This window comes from Chamaesiphon sp. GL140_3_metabinner_50 (assembly GCF_025361915.1).
Classification (GTDB): domain Bacteria; phylum Cyanobacteriota; class Cyanobacteriia; order Cyanobacteriales; family Chamaesiphonaceae; genus Chamaesiphon.
Genome location: NZ_JANYJC010000368.1, coordinates 1 through 17,185 on the forward strand (window position 1 = coordinate 1; position 17,185 = coordinate 17,185).

Genomic DNA, 17,185 nt, shown 5'->3' on the forward strand with positions numbered 1-17,185 from the left:
CAAGGGGTAAGCGGCGGAGAGCTTCTGAGGATGGCAGAGTTTTCATGAGATGACTCAGATTGAGGCGACTGAGTTCAGTATCTCATGGGTTTGACTGCGATCGGATCGCGATCGTAAAGTCAATTACTTCTGGGTTAAGAACTGCTGACGATTAAAATCGTCGGCGTTCTGAGGTCGCAACTTAGGTTATTTACCTAACCGAGAAGTATTGCCCCCGCTCTACATTACCAGCTAAAAAGCAGTCATAACCTGTCGGAGTTCTGCTGATAGATCTTGGGAGCCTCGACTTTGCTGTTCAAATAATACGCCAGCCAGTAGATAGATGTTCGACGAATAAAAAGCTTTACGATCGCTTTTGAGCGAACTAATCGTCTCTCTCACCTTTGATTCAGAACTATAATAACCGAATTATAATGGCGCGATCGTAAAGTCAATTACTTGATAGCCGCGATCGATCGCATATTCAATAATCTAGTGCTATGGTTCGACTGGTTGTAGCTTAACTAATGTTTTTATCCCAGTAGCATCATTAATCCACACTGCTAACATTCGTCCGCTTTCGCTTTGTCCGGTGAAGACTTCGGTTGGTGCATCGACAGTGTGAGCGTAAGTGACTTCATCGCGACCTGTTTCAATTACCAAATCGTTACCCTTGCCCGGTCGGTCGTAAACCATCGCCATTAACGGCGCATTCTCAATCAACTTTTCGTCACCGAGTTCGGAACTGATAATTTCGATCGATATCTGTCGTCCGCGATTACCGTCAGAAAACTGGTCGAAAAATTCACCCCAGCGTTCTTGGGGCACAGACTTAGTTACTTCGATTCTATTTTGCATAAAAATCCTCGCAAAAAATTGCTTTTGATGATTAGAGCTTAAACTAATGTTGTGAGGATTTCGTGAGGAAAGGATTTCTATTCGATCGTTATTTTAGATATTTATCTTAATGTTTAATTTATAATTCTATAATTTATAAGTGCTAATCTTAATCAAAATTATTTAATTTGTCTGTCTATATATTGACAGATTTCGCTTCTAATTTTTCAGCACTATTTCAATCAAAAGGGGTAGGCAAAAAACGCTGAGGTGATTCCCGATCGAGTTAAAGTAGGGTGTGTTATCCCGTAAGGGTAACGCACCGATCCTCTAGACTAACTTAATATCGATTTGAGAATACCAAGAACTTTCTGAATTGGCATTAGTGGGTAATTATCTGGATCGATCGTCACATTATCACCTTCGAGTTTGAGAAACTGCCACAATCTACCACTGGTTACACAGCCATAAATAACCGGAATAATTTGTCCTCGATCTTGATTGTAAAGCTGTGCCGCTATCATTTCAGCGACACATTGACCTAACCCAAATTCAATCTCACCTCGTTTAGCTTCCACTAACATTAATACCGGAGCATCGATAGTATAAGGATTAGCAGATCTGCTAAACAAAAAATCACAAAACCCATTCAAACCTCGCTCCTGGTCTACATTGAACTCTTCTCCAGAAAATAGTTTTACCTTTCCCCCAGACAATTTTGTTGCTTGAGCCAGGATGGGAGTAACTAACAACTCTGATTTAGCCTTTTCAGTTCTCGCGCCTTCAGCCAATTCAAACAGGTCACTAAAGACAATTGTAAATTCTGGTTGTGGCTCAACTATCGGTAAGGAGTCACAAAATCGTTTGTTTATAATTGTCAGACTAAATCGACTCTTAACTAATTCTAATGTGAAATTATTGTATGCCATTTTCTAACCTCAAATTATCTTGACTTACTAGTAACTCGCTGTTAGCTTACTTGATTATAGATTGCTAAGTAGCTCAATAGTGACCGATCTTTTCGATCGCCCAAACCCTAGGTAGGGGTAATTCATGAATTACCCCTACCTAGGGTTTCATACATTAATTCAGCAACGCGAATGCTTAATTATCGATCGACGTTGGCACACTCTATCCTGCGGATAATCGACCAGTCAAAATGCCCACCATCTGGATGAGTTTATCGGGATCGAGCGGTTTGGGCATGTGTATTCCAAAGCCAGCAGCGAGTATGAGTTGACGTTCGCGCTCGGTGACGTAGGCGGTAATTGCGGCGGCGGGAATCTGTCCGCCTGATTCGACAGGCAACGCTCTCACCTGTCGGAGCAAGTCAATTCCATCTTCATCTGGCATCCCAATATCTGCTAGGAGTGCGTCATATTCGCCGCCAGCTTCGGTGAGGATCGAAATCGCTGCGGGTGTTGAAGTGGCTCTCGTCACGCTTGCGCCTGCGGTTTCGAGGATGAATTGGATCAGATCGAGAATATCCACCTCATCGTCCACTACGAGCAGGCGTAAGCCAGTCAGATCGATCGCCTCTTCTGACGGTGGTAATTGACGTGGTACTACTGGAAATAGATCGTTGGCAGAGCCTTCCAGAATGGAAATCGCAGCGGCATCTAGCGGTAATTGGACGATAATGGTGGTTCCCTGTCCTACGCCTGCGCTCTGTGCCCGCACGGTACCGCCGTGAAGTTTGATGATGTGCCGGACGATCGCTAGACCCAATCCTAGCCCCTGCGTCTTTTTGGTGGTGCTAGCATCACCTTGGCGAAACCGCTCGAAGATGTGGGGTAACGACTCTGCATCGATGCCTTGTCCGGTATCGCTGACAAAAATCTGAAGATCGGTCGGGGATGAGATCGCGGTAATCTCGACTCGTCCGCCAGTGGGTGTAAATTTAATGGCATTAGTCAGCAGATTCCAAAACACTTGCCCCAACCTGTCAATATCGCCTACGAGCGGGAGCTGGGTAAGATCGGCGACTATCTGAATCGATTTGGCATCAGCAGTAACTTGGACGGACTCAATGGCCTCATTTATGACGGCGGCTAAATCGAGCTGTTGCGGGGTGAGCTGCAATTTACCGTTGGTAATGCGGGAGAGATCGAGCATGTCCTCAATTAGTTGCGATTGCGCCTGGGCACTGCGAAAGATGACTTCCAAACCGCGATCGAATTTGGTCTGCTCTAGCTGCTGAGTGCGGAGGAGTTGCGCCCAGCCGATGATGGCGGTGAGTGGGTTCCGCAATTCGTGGGAGAGGTTGGAGAAAAACTCATCTTTCATCTGGTTGGCACTCTCGGCGGAATGACGGGCGAGTCGTTCCTGTTCGAGCAGTTGCGATCGCTCGGTTTCAAACTGCTGACGCTCGGTAATATCTTCGATCGAGAGTAAGATCCGGTTGGTATCCTCAGCGGTAATAATCTTCACCGCGTTGAGTAACATCGTTTTCTGACCGATCCGCTCGAAGGTATGCGTGACCTCAAAGTTTTGGAGGAGGCGATCGGTGGTAAACATTTCCTCTAAAATCGATCGTAAACCGGGAATGTCCCACTGGCCATTTCCCAGCTCCAAAATCGTCGAGTTGGCGGTATCGAGTTGAGACACCTCAAAGGTGTCGCAGAACGCTCGATTGGCGGTATTCACCCGCAGATCTGATTCGATGACCAGCAGTGGTACCTGCATGGTTTCGACGATCTCTTCGGCATAGTTGCGAGCGGCGGCGATGTTGGCAGCACTGCGCTTGAGGGCATCGATATCGAGCAGGACGATGACCACGCCATCGATCCGATTTTCGGTGGTGCGATAGGGGCGGATGCGGAGGCTATACCAAGTTCCCTCGATCGTTTGGACTTCGATTTCTTTGCCGTTGAGAGTTTCGAGTACCTCCACAATTAATGGCTCTAGATCTTGCAGATTTAGTTTGGTGGTGATGTCGCTCAACGGTCGTCCGGTATCGGTCGATATAAAATTAAATAACCGTTGCGCCATCGGTGTAAAGCGGCGGATTTGCATGTCGCTAGTTAACATCAGAATGGGGATGTTAATATTTGAGAGCAAATTGGTGAGATCGTTATTTACTAGATCTAATTCTGTATTGCGACACCGGAGTTCATCGTTGGTGGTATGGAGTTCTTCATTAGTTGCCTGGATCTCTTCTTTGGCGGTTTCTAGTTCTTCATTCGTACTTTGAAGTTCTTCGTTGCTCGATAGGATTTCTTCATTAGCAACTTTGAGATCTTGATTGCTATATTCCCGATCTTGGACGAGCGCGCGTAAATATTCTTGAGTCGCTCGATGTTCGTCTAGAGCAGTGGTGAGTTCTTGTCTGAGTCGAATATTATCGCGCTCGACATCACCTTGGGGCAGTATTCCGCTCGACGACTCATTATTCCCAAGATCGATCGGGGGAACATCTTCAAATAACACCAAAAAGTGGCTTTCTTCTATCGGCGGTAGTTTAAAGGGGATGACCTGAAGATTGAAGCTACTCAACCTGTCTTTATCATTAACTCGCAGTCCGATTTTAGTAATGGGGATATTTTGCTGTTGCGCTTGAGCGATCGCCGTTCGCAGTTCGGTCGCAAAACCAGACCGCACGAGATTAAATAAATTGAGATTGGCAATTCCCGACACTAATTTGAGATAGCGATCGACCTCGCCCCGCAATTGTAAGACCTGCATTTTATCATCGATTACTACCCCGATCGGCGTATAGCGATCGACGATTAAGCGATCGATTTTGCCCTGAAGATTGAAGTTTGATGCCACCGTTGGGAGCACCTGGCGATCGCTAAAACTTTGCTCGTTAATGCCGCGATCTTGGCGGCTCATTCTCACTGATGAAAAATTATTGGGGGTAAATAATAATGGTTGCCGATTTGCCATCGGATTCTTGGCAAAAACTCGGTGCTTTTTATCAACAATGTTAAACAGATCTATATATCTTCCCATACTTTCGGATGTGCCGAGCAGGAGAAAGCCAGTATCATTGAGACTGTAATGAAAGATCGGGATAATCCGCTGTTGCAACATATCGCCGAGATAAATCATCACATTTCGACAGCTAATCAGATCGACATTAGAAAACGGCGGATCGCTATTCAAATCTTGACGGGCAAATACACACAGTTCCCGCACCGTCTTACTAATATGATACCCACTCTCAACTGGATAAAAGAACCGACGACGGCGTTCTGGCGAAACATCCATCAGTCGATCTTCGGCATAAATTCCCGCCCTGGCGGTGTCGATGGCGGGTTCGCTAATATCTGTGGCAAAAATCTGAACTGAGACCTGGAGATTGCGCTCTGACAAGAACTCTAACAGACAAATCGCGATCGAATAGACCTCCTCTCCCGTCGAACAACCCGCTACCCAAATCCGCACTGGCAACTCGATCGACTTATTTGCGGTGATATCTGGAAAAACTCTGGTCTTGAGCAGCTCAAACGCTAGCGGATCGCGGAAAAAACTAGTCACATGAATTAGGATTTCCTCATATAATACCTTAACTTCAGTCGGATGTGCTTCTAGATACACAACATAATCCTCCAACCGTTGGAGCTTGCACAACAACATCCGCCGCTGAATGCGGCGGTCTAGCGTCTTGGGCTTATAATAACTAAAATCGACACCCGTATTCGCTCTGAGTAAGGCAAAAATTGTCATTAAAGCAGTTTGCGATGCGCCCATTTCTCGCTCGTCCGCTGTGATTAGTAGTTGCGGAAGCATCGACAGCGGATTGCGACCGATATCCACCAACTCTACAGCAATTTGCTCCGGCGACAGCACAAAATCCACATTCCCAGTCGCAATTGCCGAAGTCGGCATACTATCGAATCTAGCCGTGTCCTCACACTGAGCGAATGTCACGCCACCTGCAACCTTAATTGCCGTCAAACCTAACGTACCATCACCATCACCTCCCGATAATACTACCGCAATCCCGCGATTGCCCCGATCTGTCGCTAGCGAGGTCAGGAAGGCATCTCCAGGCATATATCTACCAAAAACCTTCTCGCGAGGTGACAAATGAAACTTGCCTCTAACTAGCTTCATTTGCGTATTCGGCGGAATGACATACACCCGATTTGGCTCTACCACCATCCCTTCCCGCACCTGAGTCACCTGCATTTCTGTGGCTCTAGTCAAAATCTCCGCCAAGAAACTCTCCCTGTCGGGTGACAAGTGTAAAATCAGCACGAATGCCATCCCCGTATCGATCGGGATGTGGCTCAGAAGTTCGGTAAAAGCTTCTAAACCGCCTGCCGAACCTGCAATCCCGACGATCGGAAATTGAGCTGGAGCTGGTACTAAGCGAACGATCTCATTTGATTCTGGCATGGGTTCGGATGTCATCAGATCGAGCTATGTGGAGATAGTGATGTGAGGAATTAATATTTTAATCTAACCGATCGTGGGGGATCGGAGCCACTGCCTTTAGGTAGATTTTGGTGAAATCTAGGCAAATTTAGCAGCGAAAGGGGGACTTCCGGATCCGATCCCCCCTGTCTTGTCTCGCTTTTATGTGCGGGGGAACCCCGCCCATAGCGAGCCGCTTTTGAAGGGGGGTTAGGGGGGATCTCCAGGGTTCTCGCTTATCAAATATGTTTTACCCAAGTAAAGTAAAACGTCGTACCCTCCCCAATCTGCGACTCTAACCAAACAGTACCGCCCTGAGATTCAACAATTTTTTTGACAATTGCCAAGCCAATCCCCGTACTATCCGGTCGATTTTGCGGGTTTACCGCCTGGAACATGCCAAAAATCCGCTCGTGCTGCTCTGGGGCAATCCCCACACCATCATCGGCGACGCTAAATTCGTACGCATCCTCTAGCTCTCGTACCGCAACCTGAATCGAGCCATCAGATCTGTGATGATGTTCGATCGCATTACCAATCAGATTGGCAAACACCTGGAACAATCGAATCCGGTTGCTAGTCACGATCGGCATGGGCGCAATCTCAATGCGAAATGTCGGTGGTGGTGAGAGCGAATCGATGACATCCGCCAGCAATTGCGCCACATCCACAGACTCGCTCGATCCGTCCGTTTGTCCGCTCAGAGCATAGTGGAGCAGTCCATCGATCGTGGCTTGCACCCGATCTACTCGGCTCCGTAACAGTCTCATTTGCTGTTGAGCGGCGGCTGGAAGCGTACCTTCTAAATCTTCTTCGATCCACTTAGAAAGATTGGCAATTGCCCGCAGGGGTGCTTTAAGATCGTGAGAGACGGTATGCACAAAGCTGTGCAGCTCTTGATTGCGGTGTTCCAGAGTGGCTTGGGCGCGTTCGCGCTCGGCTTGTAATTGCGCTTGGCTCTGCTGCAATTGCCGCCGCAAGCGGGCATTTTCAATCGCGCCCCGGATGGTTGAAACCAATAGCTGTGGCGAAAACTTGTGCTTTGGCAGATAATCTTGGGCACCGAGTTTCATCGCCTGCACCGCAATCGTTTCGTCCCCGTATGCCGTCATCATCACCACGGGTGGATTAATGCGGTTATTTTGCGCCGCTAGTGCCTCCAGAAATTTCAGCCCATCGCCATCGGGGAGTAAATAATCGAGCAAAATAGCATCGATCGATCTTGTCTGGCAAAATTCCAGTCCCTCGGCTACCGATGCCGCTTCTAGTAGATTGTATTCACAGCTTCCATCGGTTAGCAAGCAATTTCGATACAGCTCTCGACTTTCCATAACGTCTTCAACGATGAGTAGAGTGAACGTGGGAAGGTTCATAGGAGTTACATTTAGTAGCACACTGTAAATATCGAGTAGTTTGATTATATGGGACTAAGCGATCGTTACCACAATTAAGCGCATTTTCTTCATCTGAACGCAACCTACACAAGTATATTAGTAACGATCGTAGACATCTACCCCACCCCAGCCCTCCCCTTATAAAGGGGAGGGATCCGGAAAAGCCCCCCCCTTTATAAGGCAGGGCAGGGTGCTTTCATACACCAGAAGAAAAATCTCTTAGTTCACTTCAGTGAACTTTCGCTATTAGCCCGAAATTGCGGCTCGCGCTCGTCGGGTTTCCCGACGGTTTAGCGAGACAAGACACATTTCAGGGCGGTTGAAGACTAAGCACTAGGTGCTATTGTGAGATGGCAAATCACTTATCTCCCAGTTTCTGAATTAGTTGCCAACCGCTGACTTTACCGACGATTCGCGTTTTGCTGGCTAGTTGTGGCGCGATCTTTAATGTCCATGCGTAAGACTTAGCTGGTAAATCGGTAAAGCTATTTAGCTGTTTTCCCAACCGGGGCGTATAAAACGTCAATAAAATTAATGATTTATGTTCGTCGTTATTCAGAGTCCGCTCGGAATTATTTGTCCGCTCGAAGCCATCGGTTTGCACGGTATCGACGAGTAAATTTATCGGTTGGTTGGCAATATTTACCGACGGCTGTATTAAGGCGCGATCGCTCATCAACTGGTAAAATGCAGTCTTGAACTCTGGACTTTTACTCGTCAATGCGCCTTGGAAGTTAAAGCTCATCATGGTTAACCAGGCAGGAATCAACCAACTAGCCAACCAGAAGGGAGTAGCTGGGGGTTGCCAGCGTTGCCAGAGGCTAAAGATTGTCATCCAGCCGCAACCCAGCACGATGGCTGGTAGCGCGTAAATTCGCACCTCCGCAGGAATAATAATTCCCCATAACGGTCGATCGACCAGTACGATGATGCCTGAGATCGTCAGGATAAATCCTAATCCACTAAAAGCATAACCGATCGCAGTTACAAAGCGATACCAGCCGATCGTCTGGCGACTGACTTGCATAAATTTTACGAAGGCAGTTGCCGCCAGCAATGCCATAAATGGTAATAATTGCATGGTATAGTATGCCATCCGCGTCTTAAATAGGCTGAGTAAAATAAATAAGCAAATCGGATAACCTAACGATAAACTTACAGCCGTATAATTGAGATTTGGTAGCATTCTCCGCCAGATAATTATCGCCCCGATCGTACTAAACAATGCCCACGGAAAAATATTTAGTGGTAAAATCCAGAGATAATAAAAAGGGCCGGGGTTATAAGTATCGGTTTTAGATAAAAATAGTAATTTATTGACTAATTCATAAACTGGCATTAAGCCATTGTATTTATAGCAGCTCAAAATTAACCAGATTACCGTGGGCATCGCACCGATAAATAATCCGAGATAAATCCAAGGATTAGTTATCAATTTTTGATACCGTCGGTGAGAAATAAAATAAGGTAAAAGTGCGACAATCGGCACGAAGATCATAAAACCCTTGAGCAAAAAGCCCCAGCCTACCGTCGCGCCAGCTAAAACCCCCCACACCCGACTCATGGAGATCGACTGCCGCGAAGATGTTAAAATATATGGCTGGGAATCTGCAATATTTAGTAATGCCCACATGCCAAGTAACTCAATTGCTACCAATGCTGTATTTTGCTGCGCTGTATGAGCTTCACTCACCCACAACCCCATTAACATCAAGATTACCGCACCCAACCACGCAATCTGCCGCTCGAATAGAATTTTACCGACTTCATATGTCAACAATACACTCACCATACACGCGATCGCACTCGGTAGCCGCGCGCTAAACTCATTCATGCCAAAACATTGGTAAGCTAGCGCAATAAGCCACTGAATCCCAATCGTGCGATCGTAAATTGGCGTACCCCACCATTGTGGTGTCAGCCAATCGCCAGTTTCCCAAATCCACCGCGCTTGCACCGCATAGTAACCTTCATCATAGGGCACCAAACTCGGATCGCCACCATTAATAAATAATAATGGTAACGTAACTAGCAACAAGCTCGATCGCGGAAATCGCTTCCACATCAATCCATAATCGTGTATGTTCACACTCAAAAATTAAATTGTGACTCTACCAGAATTAAGTTTACTACTAATCTCTGTTTTAGCTGGCGTATTCGGTCAATTTTTTCTCAAAATGGGAGCCGAGAAACTTGGTAAAGTAGATATGGATAATGCCTTAAACCACATTCTCAGTATCCTTACTACCCCCGAATTATTAATCGGTTTAACTTGCTATGCGCTAGGCGCGATCGTCTATATTTTACTACTCACCCGCGTCAATCTGAGTGTTGCCGCGCCAGCAATTTCGATAAGTTATATTTTTTCGGTGTTATTAGGTCATTTTTGGTTTCGCGAATCGATCGTATTACCGCAAATTATTGGTTTAGCAGCTATTTCTTTTGGGGTGATTTTGGTGGTATCTAATAAATAAACTACTACTCATTTTAAATATCCTCATTCTAATATTCAACTAATTATATATGAACGCTTCTGGAATTCCCGATCTTGCTAGCTTACCCACGCTAAATGAGATCTGGCAAACAACAACCGATTGGTGCCCAACCCCAACGCAGCAGTCGCAGTTACAATCTTTGTACATAGCAGTAATTACCGCCAACAAAACATTAAACCTCACCAGAATTACCGAACCCGAAGAATTTTGGGAAAAGCATTTATGGGATTCCTTACGAGGCATTGGCGATTTAATTCAGAATACCGCACCATTGCAAGTAATAGATATCGGTACGGGTGCTGGTTTTCCTGGCTTACCACTCGCGATCGCCAGAACCGATTGGCAACTCACATTAGTCGATTCTACTGCTAAAAAGATTGGATTTGTCGAATCGATTGCCTCAGAAATAGGATTGATAAATGTGCGTTCTTTAGTCAGCAGAATCGAAGAATTGGGTCAAGATCGACAACATCGTCATCAATCCGATCTCGCATTAATTAGAGCAGTAGCATCGGCAAATGTTTGTGCTGAATATGCACTACCTTTAGTTAAATTAGGCGGTACTGCAATTCTTTATCGTGGCAATTGGACGGAAGCCGAAACCGAAAGTCTAGAATTAGCAGTAGCTAAATTAGGTGGTGAAATTGCCAAGATCGATCGATTTACGACACCGATTAGCAATAGTATCCGTCACTGTATTTGGCTGCATAAAGCCGCCGATACCCACCCTTACTATCCTCGCGCCGTCGGGATTCCTAATCTGAAGCCACTTTAAGGGGATAGAGAATAGGGAATAGGGAATACGACAATATAGAACCCATTTAAGATTTTTAGTGGGGAGGGCGGGTTCGTCCGAGATCGAACGGTAAGATCGATATTTGCTAGCATTGTCTTGTCGCGCTAAACCCTCGGCAAAGCCGAGGAGCGCGCGCCGCAAACCCGCCCCTACAGATCCATAAATTTGCGCCTAGTACTACCAAATCCGAACAAACCCGTCCTCCCCCACCAATATCTGTCAGTCAATTCCTCATAAAAGATCTCAAATGGGTTCTACAGGGAAATTTGGTAGTAAACGAACTTTTTTGTTAGTGAGCTGTCAACAGTTATAATGAAGCTTCGATCTGGTTTGAGTGGGGAACAGCCACTCAAAGTAATGGGGAAAGATTGGTGAAAATCCAGCACTGTCCCGCAACTGTAAATTGAGACTAACTATAGCCTCGATTGAGTCAGAATGCCCGCCAGCATCAAAATCTAGTTCAATTAACCTACGAGGTATTAGGTGAACCCACAACATTGTTTATTTGTTTGTACCACTTGCGGCAGTAAGTGGCAAGATGGCCAGCGTGTCGGTACGAGTGCAGGCGAGCAACTGCTAGAGCAGCTAGAAGCCTTGCACCAAGATTGGGATTTAGCGGCAGAATTTCCGATCCAAGCTGTTGGCTGTATGAGTGCTTGCAATCGTTCCTGTGCGATTTCTTTTGCAGCAGCCGGGAAACACACTTATTTATTTGGCGATATTACTAGCGAAGATCCAAATATCGAGCTGGGCAATATTTTAGAATGTGCGGAAAAATACTATCAGCATCCTACAGGAGTGCTACCTTGGGCAGAACGCCCAGCACCGCTCAAACAAGGTATTCTCGCTAAAATTCCCCCACTCATCCCCACTCCTACCCATGCGGCAGTATAATCGTGCGCGCCGCCCCGATCTCCTCACCCAAAACTTCCTCTGGATTGGCTATCGGGCTTGGCAAGGCTATCTAAATTGCGATCGAGGGGTTGTAGTCATCAGCAGTTCGGTAGATCTTCTAGACGATTCTGACCATCATTGGGAAGATCTACCAGCACCGAGTCTTAATTTTCGCTATATTCCCCAGTCGCAATTATCGCTCTACTTGCAAGAATGGTTGGTAAATAGTCAGTCGATCGATCCGATCTTAGCTGCTGTGGCTGCTTATCAACCACAAACCGAGCTAATTTTAGCAGTCGAGTCTGGCATAAATCTAGATATCGGCTGGTGTCAACGTCTAAAAACTTCGCCGCCAGACTGCTACGAGCAAATCTGTCGGCGATTGAGTGAGTTTGAATTAGGTGTTAGGGATTAGGCTTTGGATTTTAGGGGGAAAGGGGAAAGGGGAAAGGGAAAAATAAACACGAACTATCCTCTCTTTTCTTACTCCGATCTCCCATCTCCGATCTCCCATCTCCCATCTATTCCGCCGTAGCTAACTCAGTAGTATTCCGATTGCGTTTGCGGGTGAGCATGTTGAATAATTGCACGCCGATCGCTTTAATGAGATTACCTTCTAATTCTTTGAACATCACCATGTTCATTTCAAATGCAGCGTTAGCTTCATCGACAACCTCGTCAGCTTTAGCTTCGTCGATGGGTAAATCGTTCATCGCCTGACGGTAGTTAGTCTTAAAAGCTTTCTCGTCGGGGATTTGGGCGAACTCATAAAATGCAGTTCCTTCGCCATCGGTAAGGTTCATCGCATTCTGGGCAATTTTCTTGAGAATTTGACCGCCAGAAAGGTCGCCTAAGTAGCGGGTGTAAAGGTGTGCTACCATCAGAGCAGTGTCGCGATCGGCAACTTCATGAATCCGAGCGATGTACTTTTTAGTAGCTTCAGATGGGGCTACTTGCTCTTTCCAGTTAGCACCGTAGTAAAACGCTAAGTCTTGTTCTAGAGCGGCTTTACGATCGAGTTCGGGAAAAAAGACTTTTGATAAAATGGGATCGTTGGCGTGCTCGTGCATTTCCTCTTCCATCGCTGAGTAGACGAAGTAGAGGTTGGTGACTAGTTTGCGGTAAGATTTTTTCTCGACGGTGCCTTTGAGGAAGCAGGCGATGAAGCCAGTGTTTTCCGCCATGTTGTGAGATTTTTTAGTGCCCTCACGTAATTTAGTAGCTAGATTAGAACTCATATTAAAAATTTCCGAATATACATACCCACTAATTTGATAGCTTATGATAATTTGATGAGAATTTCTATTAAGATTTGTGACTTGCACTACATAATTACCTAACTCGATCCTAATGATGAGTTGGGTGAAACTGTTGCGCCCAAACGCAAGCGATCTGAATAATGTGGAGCATACATAAATGACTGCGATTCCTAAGCCAATTCAAAAATCAATCCAGCGATATAATACGCCTCAAATTTTGCGAGGTAGTTGGTATACGACTTGGGGCGTGAGTTTACTATTATTAATAATTAGTATCCACGGTGTAAATTCTCAGCGACAAGCAATTAAGACTGTCGGTAAAGATGCCGCACCTAGCGTATTAACAGCACAACAACTCCAAGATTCCTTTGCCGATCTGGATGCTAGTTTGGCAAACGAACTATTATCAAAACCAGGTGAGAATCGACAAGCTTTAGCAGATTTTGAAAAGAATCGCCAGAAAATTGCCGATCGATTGGTGGCTGCGGCTAAAAATATTACTTATCCAGAAGAAGAACAAATAATTCAGACATTGCAATTTAATAGTAGTGCCTATTTCTTAAAGCTCCAAGAAGCGCGCGATGCTCACAAACGTGGCGATGCAGTTAGTACCTTGAGTATTTATCAGAGTGCGGCTAATTTAATGGATCGAGATATTATTCCTCAAGCAGAAAAACTCAGCCAAGTGAATTCGCAAGCATTAGAAAAAACTTATGCCGAGCAAAGTGCGACTAATGGTGGTCTCGGCTTACTAATTGCCCTATTTGGATTGGCTCAAATTGCTGCTCTAATTGGTATTCAGCTCTTTTTATATCAGCGAATGCGTCGAATTTTAAATCTACCGCTACTGGGTGCAACGGCGATCGCCGTTATCTTTTTAGGCTATACTAGCAGTGCCTTTGTGGGAGCGACAAATAATTTAAAAATAGCTAAAGTAGATGCTTTTGATTCTTTAAATGCGTTACGAAAAATGCGTTCTTTATCCTACAGAGCTAATGCCGATGAAAGTCGCTATTTACTCGATCGATCTAATGCAGCTCTACACGAACGCTCTTTTACTGACAAAACTAACAAAATCCTAATAATTCCTAACGAGAAAACATCGATCGAGGGTATTATTGTCAATATCAACGAAAAACGCTCGACTCCTGGACTAACTGGACTGTTTGCGGATGAATTAAATAACGTTACTTTTTCCGGCGAACGTGAATTAGCGATCGATACTCTCAAAGCATTTAATGAATATCTAAAAATTGACAAACAAATTCGGCAACTAGCTGCTAGTGGTAAAATTAACGAAGCGATCGCATTGTGTATCGGGACTAAAGCAGGCGAATCTAATTATGCATTCGATCGATATAAAGATATCCATACTAACTTGATGGATCTAAATAAAGCAGAATTTGAGAAAAATATCGAACTCGGTAACGATCGCGTGGCAAACTTTGAAATAATTGCCACAGTTGCGATCGGTAGCATTGCCATCCTAACTTTATTTGGAGTCAGACCGAGATTATTAGAATATTTATAGATCGAGGTGCGTGGTTTGGAATAGAAAGTAGGTAGCTGTCAATTGACTGATATAATTGGGTTCGAGCATTAAGCACCTAAAATATAAAAATACCTATGAAAATTTTATTTGTGGCGGCGGAGGCTGCACCCATCGCGAAAGTTGGTGGGATGGGGGATGTGGTGGGTGCTTTGCCCAAATTCTTGCGGAAAATGGGGCACGATGTCCGAATTTTTATGCCTTATTATGGCTCGATAGTTGGGAAATTAGATATCCCCATCGAACCTGTGTGGCGGGGATACGCAATGTTTAATCACTTTGCAGTCTACGAGACAGTATTGCCCGGTACCGACGTGCCATTATACTTATTCGGGCATCCCGTCTTCGATCCGCTGCGGATTTATGGGGGTGAAGATGAAGATTGGCGATTTACGTTTTTTGCCAACGGTGCGGCGGAGTTTTGTTGGAATCACTGGAAGCCAGATGTGCTGCACTGTCACGACTGGCATACCGGAATGCTCCCTGTCTGGATGCATCAAGATCCAGATATTAGTACCGTCTTTACCATTCATAATTTAGCCTATCAGGGGCCGTGGCGGTGGTATCTGGATAAAATTACTTGGTGTCCGTGGTACATGCAAGGGCATAATACTATGGCGGCGGCGGTACAATTTGCCGATCGAGTCAATACGGTATCACCGACTTATGCCGCGCAAATTCAAACAATCGAATATGGCGAGACAATTGAAGGATTATTATCTTTTATTAGCGGCAGGTTGTCAGGAATTGTCAATGGCATCGACACAGAAGTTTACGATCCGGCTAACGATAAAGCTTTAGTCAAACCTTATACAGCCAAAACGATCGAAGATCGGATTGCTAATAAAGCCGCACTCCAGCAAGAAGTTGGTTTGGCAATAAATCCCGATACCTTCTTGGTAGGGATGGTATCGCGATTGGTAGAGCAGAAAGGCTTAGATCTGATGCTGCAAACGCTCGATCGGTTTTTGGCTTATACCGATGCTCAGTTTGTCGTCTTAGGTACTGGAGATCGCAACTACGAGACACAATTATGGCAATTAGCTTCGCGGTATCCCGGTCGGATGGCGACTTATTTACTGTATAATGAGTCATTATCGCGCCGAATCTATGCGGGTTCTGATGCTTTTCTGATGCCGAGTCGCTTCGAGCCTTGTGGTATCTCGCAGATGTTAGCCATGCGCTATGGTTGCGTACCAATCGTGCGTCGGACTGGCGGTTTGGTCGATACGGTAACTCACCACGATCCGCAGAATAAGAAAGGTACCGGATATTGCTTCGATCGTTATGAAGCTCTAGACCTTTATACCTGTATGGTACGCGCTTGGGAAAGCTTTAATTATAAACCCCAATGGCAAGCTCTCCAACAACGCGGGATGGAAAGTGATTTCAGTTGGGATAAATCGGCAATTGAATACGAGACACTATATAAATCAATTGCTGCTGCTTAGTTAAGTTCGATCGAAAATTCCCGATATCTGAATATCGGGAATATAACCACAAAAATTGAAATAGATTTCAGTCGAATCGTCAGGTAGCGAGCTATAACATTCCCGAACCCCAGCTACCCATATCGATAATTTGATTGAGTACGTTCATCGTACTTTGATACTTTTTAATATTACCTTGCTCTTTAAATAATTTAGCAGCAAATCGCCAATCGATTGCCGCTTCCTGTTCGCCATATAAATCGCGGTAGACATAACCACGATTGGAATAAGCGAGCGCAAAAGTCGGATTGAGTTCGATCGATTTATTATAGTCGGCAATTGCCATCACATACTCTTTAGCCACATAGCGCAAAAACCCGCGCCTGTAGTAAGCTACTGCCAACGTCGGATCGAGTTCGATCGATCGGTTATAATCGATCTTGGCATTCTCTTCATCACCCAATCGATAATAAGCAACCCCACGACAACAAAAAGCCATCGCATTATCAGGCTCGATCTGAATCGCTTCATTATACGCTGTGAGCGATTCCAGATAATCTCCCTGCTTATATTTCAGATTGGCAGAGGAGATGATATCGCTAGCTAGAGAATCTTTGACGGGGGCATAAAGAAATTGTGGCACGATCTTAGGGCTTGGGGTGAGTAATGAATGTTGAATCACAGAGCGATTATTAACAAACATAACTCTTACAAAACTTAATGATTGTGATTTGAGTACCTTACAAAAAAATCTAAAATACTTCTCAATTCACAACTAAATCGAAAAGTTACCAAAAATAAATAATTAATTAATAATTCCGTCTCGCTAACATGGCTTACCGCAATCCCACCCCGACTGTAGACATCATTATCGAACTAATCGATCGACCCCACCGCCCAATTATTCTCATCGAACGGCTGAATCCGCCGCATGGCTGGGCATTACCAGGTGGATTTGCAGACTACGGGGAGTCGTTAGAAACAGCCGCAGTCAGGGAAGCCAAAGAAGAAATCGGACTAGACGTGCAGCTACTCGAACAATTTCACGTTTATTCAGCACCCGATCGCGATCCCAGGCAACATACAATTAGTATCGTATACATTGCTACTGCTACCGGAGAGCCGATCGCGCAAGATGATGCCAAAAGCGTCGGCATTTATGCACCCTGGGAAATTACTACCGATTTA

The 17,185-nt window shown here is 45.3% G+C and carries 15 protein-coding genes and 1 riboswitch; of the genes, 7 read left to right on the forward strand and 8 right to left on the reverse strand.

The window, feature by feature from the left end; all coding sequences use genetic code 11:
• Positions 1-231: 231 nt before the first annotated feature.
• The 6 genes from Q0R35_RS18025 to Q0R35_RS18050 form a co-directional block, all read right to left on the reverse strand.
• Positions 232-381, reverse strand: coding sequence for a hypothetical protein (locus tag Q0R35_RS18025; protein WP_295621721.1), 150 nt, complete (start codon positions 379-381; stop codon positions 232-234).
• Between the two features lie 96 nt (positions 382-477).
• On the reverse strand, positions 478-837 hold the full coding sequence (locus tag Q0R35_RS18030) for a DUF5335 family protein (protein ID WP_295621724.1): 360 nt from the start codon (positions 835-837) through the stop codon (positions 478-480).
• Between the two features lie 314 nt (positions 838-1,151).
• Entirely contained in the window at positions 1,152-1,745 is a 594-nt protein-coding gene (locus Q0R35_RS18035) for a hypothetical protein (RefSeq protein WP_295621727.1), read from the reverse strand.
• A 202-nt stretch (positions 1,746-1,947) separates the two neighbouring features.
• Positions 1,948-6,177 carry a CheR family methyltransferase gene (locus Q0R35_RS18040; protein ID WP_295621732.1) on the reverse strand — a complete coding sequence of 1,410 codons (4,230 nt, stop codon included), beginning with the start codon at positions 6,175-6,177 and terminating at the stop codon, positions 1,948-1,950.
• Between the two features lie 242 nt (positions 6,178-6,419).
• On the reverse strand, positions 6,420-7,553 hold the full coding sequence (locus Q0R35_RS18045) for a hybrid sensor histidine kinase/response regulator (RefSeq protein WP_295621735.1): 1,134 nt from the start codon (positions 7,551-7,553) through the stop codon (positions 6,420-6,422).
• A gap of 379 nt (positions 7,554-7,932) precedes the next feature.
• On the reverse strand, positions 7,933-9,663 hold the full coding sequence (locus Q0R35_RS18050) for a glycosyltransferase family 39 protein (RefSeq protein ID WP_295621738.1): 1,731 nt from the start codon (positions 9,661-9,663) through the stop codon (positions 7,933-7,935).
• A gap of 16 nt (positions 9,664-9,679) precedes the next feature.
• Here Q0R35_RS18050 and Q0R35_RS18055 point away from each other — a divergent pair, with 16 nt between their 5' ends.
• From Q0R35_RS18055 to Q0R35_RS18070, 4 genes are all read left to right on the forward strand, one after another.
• Positions 9,680-10,048 (forward strand): EamA family transporter, encoded by a 369-nt coding sequence (locus tag Q0R35_RS18055; RefSeq protein ID WP_295621741.1) that lies wholly within the window; start codon positions 9,680-9,682, stop codon positions 10,046-10,048.
• A 64-nt stretch (positions 10,049-10,112) separates the two neighbouring features.
• Entirely contained in the window at positions 10,113-10,844 is a 732-nt protein-coding gene (gene rsmG / locus Q0R35_RS18060; protein WP_366944941.1) for a 16S rRNA (guanine(527)-N(7))-methyltransferase RsmG, read from the forward strand.
• 330 nt (positions 10,845-11,174) lie between these two features.
• A riboswitch (cobalamin riboswitch) is annotated at positions 11,175-11,327 on the forward strand.
• 21 nt (positions 11,328-11,348) lie between these two features.
• Positions 11,349-11,759, forward strand: a complete 411-nt coding sequence (locus tag Q0R35_RS18065; RefSeq protein ID WP_295621747.1) for a DUF1636 domain-containing protein — start codon at positions 11,349-11,351, stop codon at positions 11,757-11,759.
• Positions 11,746-12,174 carry a hypothetical protein gene (locus Q0R35_RS18070; RefSeq protein WP_295621750.1) on the forward strand — a complete coding sequence of 143 codons (429 nt, stop codon included), beginning with the start codon at positions 11,746-11,748 and terminating at the stop codon, positions 12,172-12,174. Before Q0R35_RS18065 ends, Q0R35_RS18070 begins: the two co-directional genes overlap by 14 nt.
• 106 nt (positions 12,175-12,280) lie before the next feature.
• Here the strand turns inward: Q0R35_RS18070 and Q0R35_RS18075 are convergent, their stop codons facing one another.
• The gene (locus Q0R35_RS18075; RefSeq protein ID WP_295621753.1) at positions 12,281-12,997 is read right to left on the reverse strand and encodes a heme oxygenase (biliverdin-producing); all 717 of its coding nucleotides are present in this window, start codon (positions 12,995-12,997) and stop codon (positions 12,281-12,283) included.
• A 178-nt stretch (positions 12,998-13,175) separates the two neighbouring features.
• Here Q0R35_RS18075 and Q0R35_RS18080 point away from each other — a divergent pair, with 178 nt between their 5' ends.
• Both Q0R35_RS18080 and glgA read left to right on the forward strand, forming a co-directional pair.
• Positions 13,176-14,549, forward strand: a complete 1,374-nt coding sequence (locus Q0R35_RS18080) for a hypothetical protein (protein WP_295621756.1) — start codon at positions 13,176-13,178, stop codon at positions 14,547-14,549.
• A gap of 95 nt (positions 14,550-14,644) precedes the next feature.
• Complete coding sequence (gene glgA / locus Q0R35_RS18085) at positions 14,645-16,018, forward strand: glycogen synthase GlgA (RefSeq protein ID WP_295621759.1); 1,374 nt, start codon at positions 14,645-14,647, stop codon at positions 16,016-16,018.
• Between the two features lie 91 nt (positions 16,019-16,109).
• Here the strand turns inward: glgA and Q0R35_RS18090 are convergent, their stop codons facing one another.
• Positions 16,110-16,640, reverse strand: a complete 531-nt coding sequence (locus tag Q0R35_RS18090) for a tetratricopeptide repeat protein (RefSeq protein ID WP_295621763.1) — start codon at positions 16,638-16,640, stop codon at positions 16,110-16,112.
• Positions 16,641-16,828: 188 nt separating this feature from the next.
• Here Q0R35_RS18090 and Q0R35_RS18095 point away from each other — a divergent pair.
• A partial coding sequence (locus Q0R35_RS18095; protein ID WP_295621767.1) for an NUDIX hydrolase occupies positions 16,829-17,185 on the forward strand: 357 nt, incomplete at its 3' end.